This window comes from Actinomadura sp. KC345 (assembly GCF_004348515.1).
Lineage (GTDB): Bacteria > Actinomycetota > Actinomycetes > Streptosporangiales > Streptosporangiaceae > Spirillospora.
Map to the genome: position 1 here is coordinate 1 of NZ_SMKH01000408.1, position 5,651 is coordinate 5,651.

General features: G+C 68.0%; 3 protein-coding genes. All 3 read left to right on the plus strand.

The genetic code is table 11. The features are described 5' to 3' along the window. Window positions 1–486 precede the first annotated feature (486 nt). Entirely contained in the window at window positions 487–2,424 is a 1,938-nt protein-coding gene (gene gyrB, locus E1281_RS36765) for a DNA topoisomerase (ATP-hydrolyzing) subunit B (RefSeq protein WP_131884317.1), read from the plus strand. A gap of 84 nt (window positions 2,425–2,508) precedes the next feature. Further along, a complete protein-coding gene (gene gyrA, locus E1281_RS36770; protein WP_131884318.1) occupies window positions 2,509–5,013 on the plus strand; it encodes a DNA gyrase subunit A in 2,505 nt (834 codons plus the stop codon). Between the two features lie 42 nt (window positions 5,014–5,055). Next, window positions 5,056–5,651: hypothetical protein (locus tag E1281_RS36775; protein ID WP_207943724.1), on the plus strand; the 596-nt coding region annotated here is incomplete at its 3' end.

Below are 5,651 nucleotides of genomic sequence, written 5' to 3' on the forward strand. Positions count from 1 at the left end.
CCTCAACCGTGTCCCGCGCTGGCCTCGGCCACTGCCGCAACCGGCGACAACCCGAACCGTTGCGATCGCGTCCGAAGGCAGGTTACGAGCGAAGCGAGAAACCTGATCGCGAAGCGAGCCGCCAAGGCGAGTTCGGAGCGATGCAGCGATCGCACCGCAGTGCCCGCCGAAGGAAGGGCCCTCCAGGGCCCGACCGCCAAGGGCACTGCAAACGAACACAGCCTTGAGAATCCCCCTGGGCATATAGGGGGGTGTAGCTCCAGGGCCGCTCGGCCGCCACGCGTGCACACAGCGCTCGTGAGTGCCACTTTTCGCTCCGTGACCCGGTAGAATGAAACCGGTTCAGGATGCTGCGCCGCCAAGGGGTGCCCGGGGCTCTGACCAAGACGAACAGAGCAGCGACCGGGTGCCTTCATGTGTGTTACGGGGCACACCGCGCCTCCCTCGGGTGCGGAGCGGCAGACATCCCCGGCAGGAGGATCTCCTTTGGCGTACGACGCTAGTTCGATCACTGTCCTTGAAGGGCTTGAGGCGGTTCGCAAGCGCCCGGGCATGTACATCGGCTCGACCGGTGAGCGTGGCCTGCACCACCTCGTCTCCGAGATCGTGGACAACGCGGTCGACGAGGCTCTGGCGGGCTACGCGGACGACATCGTGGTGAACCTGCTGGCCGACGGCGGCGTGTGCGTCGTCGACAACGGCCGCGGCATCCCGGTGGGCGAGCACCCTGTGGAGAAGCGGCCGGCCATCGAGCTGGTGCTGACCACGCTCCACGCGGGCGGCAAGTTCGACGGCAAGTCCTACGCCGTGTCGGGCGGCCTGCACGGTGTCGGCTCCGCCGTGGTGAACGCGCTGTCCACCCGGTTGGAGGCCGAGGTCCGCACGGACGGCCACGTGTGGCGCCAGTCGTACACGTGGCAGGGGCCGGAGACCGAGCTCCGCAAGGGCGAGGCGACCGAAGAGACCGGCACCCGCATCACCTTCTGGCCGGACCCCGAGATCTTCGAGACCCTCGAATGGAACTTCGAGACCCTCTCCCGCCGCCTGCAGGAGATGGCGTTCCTCAACCGTGGCCTGGCCATCACGCTGCAGGACGACCGTCCCGACTACATCAACGGTGAGCCGCACATCGTCCGGTACCACTACGAGGGTGGCATCGAGGACTTCGTGCGTTACATCAACGTGCGCAAGGACGCCGTCCACGAGTCGGTCGTGTACTTCGGTGACGACGCCACGGGCATGTCGCTGGAAATCGCCATGCAGTGGAACTCCTCCTACGCCGAGTCGGTCCACACCTTCGCCAACACGATCAACACGGCCGAGGGCGGCACCCACGAGGAGGGCTTCCGGGCGGCGCTGACCACGATCGTCAACCGCTACGCCCGTGACAAGGGCCTGCTGCGCGACAAGGACGACAACCTCACCGGCGAGGACGTCCGCGAGGGCCTCACCGCGATCATCTCGATCAAGCTGGCCGACCCGCAGTTCGAGGGGCAGACCAAGACCAAGCTCGGCAACACCGAGGCCAAGTCGTTCGTGCAGCGGGCCTGCAACGAGCATCTGCGCGACTGGTTCGAGGAGAACCCGGGCGAGGCCAAGGAGATCATCAACAAGGCGTCGCAGGCCGCGCGGGCGCGGGTGGCGGCGCGGCAGGCCCGTGACCTGACCCGGCGCAAGAGCCTGCTGGAGTCGACATCGCTGCCGGGCAAGCTGTCGGACTGCCAGTCCACCGACCCGTCCAAGTCGGAGCTGTACATCGTCGAGGGCGACTCGGCGGGCGGCTCCGCCAAGGGCGGCCGCGACCCGCACTTCCAGGCGATCCTCCCGATCCGCGGCAAGATCCTGAACGTGGAGAAGGCCAGGATCGACAAGATCCTGAAGAACAACGAGGTGCAGGCGATCATGACGGCGCTGGGCACCGGCGTGCACGACGAGTTCGATATCTCCAAGCTCCGTTACCACAAGATCATCTTGATGTCGGACGCCGACGTGGACGGCCACCACATCAACACGCTGCTGATGACGCTGCTGTTCCGGTTCATGAAGCCGCTGATCGAGGCCGGGCACGTCTACCTTTCGCAGCCCCCGCTCTACAAGATCAAGTGGGACTCGCGGGGCTCGGAGGCCGACTACGCCTACTCCGACTCCGAACGCGACGCGATCATCGAGGCCGGGGTGGCCGCCGGCAAGCGCGACCCGCGTCCCCGTGACCTGGTGCAGCGCTTCAAGGGCCTCGGCGAGATGAACGCCAACGAGCTCTGGGACACCACCATGGACCCCGACAACCGGGTCCTGCTGCAGGTGCAGCTCGACGACGCCGCGCAGGCGGACGAGCTGTTCAGCGTGCTCATGGGCGAGGAGGTCGAGCCCCGCCGGGAGTTCATCCAGCGCAACGCGAAGGACGTGCGCTTCCTCGACATCTGAGTGCGGGCCTCGGCCGGGCTCCCAGCGGCCTGACTTCCAGAGGCGACCGTACTTGCATCCCACCGAGCAGAAGAGGTCTTGAGAGTGACGGACGTGTCCACAGAGGGCGGCCACCCGGGCGAACGGATTGAACCGGTCGACATCCAGGTCGAGATGCAGAAGAGCTATCTCGACTATGCGATGTCGGTCATCGTCGCGCGCGCGCTGCCCGAGGTACGTGACGGCCTCAAACCCGTCCACCGCCGTGTCCTGTACGCGATGTACGACGGCGGCTACCGTCCCGACCGCGGGTACTTCAAGTGCGCCCGCGTCGTCGGCGACGTCATGGGCAACTACCACCCGCACGGCGACTCCGCCATCTACGACGCGCTCGTCCGGCTCGCGCAGCCGTGGGCGATGCGGTACCCGCTGGTCGACGGCAACGGCAACTTCGGTTCGCGCGGCAACGACCCCGCCGCGGCCATGCGGTACACCGAGTGCCGCATGGCGCCCCTGGCGATGGAGCTTCTGCGCGACATCGACAAGGAGACCGTCGACTTCTCCCCCAACTACGACGGCCGTTCGCAGGAGCCGGACGTCCTCCCGTCGCGGTACCCGAACCTGCTGGTCAACGGGTCGGCCGGCATCGCGGTCGGGATGGCGACCAACATCCCGCCGCACAACCTGCGCGAGGTCGCCGAGGGCGTCAGGTGGTATTTGGACAACTTCGGCGCCTCGGACGAGGAGCTGCTCGAGGCGCTGATCGAGCGCATCAAGGGCCCCGACTTCCCGACCGCCGGGCTGATCGTCGGCCGCAAGACCATCGAGGAGGCCTATCGCACCGGCCGCGGCTCCATCACGATGCGCGCCGTCGTGGAGGTCGAGGAGATCCAGGGACGCACCTGCCTGGTCGTCACCGAGCTGCCCTACCAGGTCAACCCCGACAACCTCGCCCTCAAGATCGCCGACGGGGTGAAGGAGGGCAAGCTCGACGGGATCGCCGACGTCCGCGACGAGACGTCCGGCCGGACGGGCCAGCGCCTGGTCATCGTCCTCAAGCGGGACGCCGTCGCCAAGATCGTCCTGAACAACCTGTACAAGCACACCCAGCTCCAGGAGACGTTCGGCGCGAACATGCTCGCGCTCGTCGACGGTGTGCCGCGCACCCTGCGCATCGACCAGTTCGTCCGGCACTGGGTCACGCACCAGGTCGAGGTCATCGTCCGCCGCACCCGGTTCCTGCTCCGCAAGGCCGAGGAGCGCGCCCACATCCTGCGCGCCCTGCTGAAGGCCCTCGACCGCATCGACGAGGTCATCGCGCTCATCCGGCGCTCCCCGTCCGCCTCGGAGGCGCAGCAGGGCCTGATGCGGCTGCTGGAGATCGACGAGATCCAGGCGCAGGCCATCCTCGACATGCAGCTGCGCAAGCTCGCCGCCCTGGAGCGCCAGCAGATCACCGACGAGTACGACAAGCTCATGGCGGAGATCGCCGACTACAACGACATCCTGGCCTCGCCCGAGCGGCAGCGCCAGATCGTCGCCGACGAGCTCGCGCCGATCGTCGAGAAGTACGGCGACGACCGCCGCACCCAGATCATCCCGTTCGACGGGGACGTGTCGTACGAGGACCTCATCGCCGAAGAGGACATCGTCGTCACGATCACCCGCGGCGGCTACGCCAAGCGCACCAAGACCGACCTGTACAGGGCGCAGCGGCGCGGCGGCAAGGGCGTGCGCGGCGCGCAGCTCAAGCAGGACGACATCGTCGACCAGTTCTTCGTCACCACGACGCACCACTGGATCCTGTTCTTCACCAACAAGGGCCGCGTGTACCGCGCCAAGGCCTACGAGCTGCCCGACGCCGGACGCGACTCGCGCGGCCAGCACGTCGCGAACCTGCTGGCCTTCCAGCCGGACGAGCACATCGCCCAGGTCATGGACCTGCGCGACTACGAGGTGGCCCCCTACCTCGTCCTCGGCACCAAGAGGGGCCGCGTGAAGAAGACCGCGCTGCGCGACTTCGACTCGCCCCGCACCGGCGGCATCATCGCGATCAACCTGATCGAGGACGACGAGGTGATCGCCGCGCGGCTCGTCTCGTCCGACGACGACCTGCTGATGGTCTCCACCGGCGCGCAGGCGATCCGCTTCCGCGCCGACGACGAGTCACTGCGGCCGATGGGCCGCGCCACGTCCGGTGTCATCGGCATGCGTTTCGAGGAAACCCAGGAAGTCCTTAACATGCTGGTTGTGCAGGACACCTCCCAGGACGTTCTGGTCGCCACCCGGGGCGGCTACGCCAAGCGGACCCCGGTCGACCAGTACCCGCTTCAGGGACGTGGGGGTAAGGGCGTCCTCACCGCTAAGATCGTTGAATCGCGAGGGATGTTGGTAGGGGCCTTGATGGTGGGCCCGGACGACGAGGTGTTCGCGATGACGTCCAACGGCGGCGTCATCCGCACCACCGCCGCGGAGATCAAGCAGTCCGGCAGGCAGACCATGGGCGTCCGGCTGATGAACCTCGCGGACGGGGACAGCGTGGTGGCCATCGCGAGGAACGTAGAGTCCATGGAGGACTCAGAGGACGTCGAGGCGGGCGACGGTGAGTGATGGACCGCAGCCCGGCACCGAGCCGATAGGCCAGGAGGATACGTGAGCACCGAGCCCGGCAAGAGCAAGGGCGGTGGGCCCGGCGCCGGGAGCTCCGGCGCCGGGGGCTCCGGCAAGAAGACCGGGGCGGCCAAACCCGGCGCGAAGCCCACCGGCAAGTCCGAGGCCAAGCCGGGCAAGGCCGTGGCCGCCAAGTCCGGCCGGGACGAGACCACCGTCGAGATCGGCTCCACCGACGAGGACACCGTCACGGACGCGCCGAAGCCCGGTGAGGACTCGACCCCGCCGAAGTCCGACCCGCCGAAGTCCGGGACGGACTCTCCGGCACAGGGCTCCGACACCGACGCGAACAAGCCGAAAACGGGCGCCGGTTCGTCCGCGCCGAAGTCCGGCGGCAGCCCGTCCGCGCCGCGGTCGGGCGCGGACTCCGGGGCGCCGAAGTCGGTCACCGAGGCGGCCGCCCCGAAACGCGGTGCGGCCACGCCGAAGCGCGGCACCGAAGAGACCAGGACCGACCTGGTCTCGCTCAAGGGCCAACAGGCGAAGGGCTCCGGTTCCTCCTCACCGGAGATAGCCCCGGTCAAGGACACCATCGAGGCGCCCAAGGGCAAGCCGACGAATCCGCCGCCCAAGAAGCC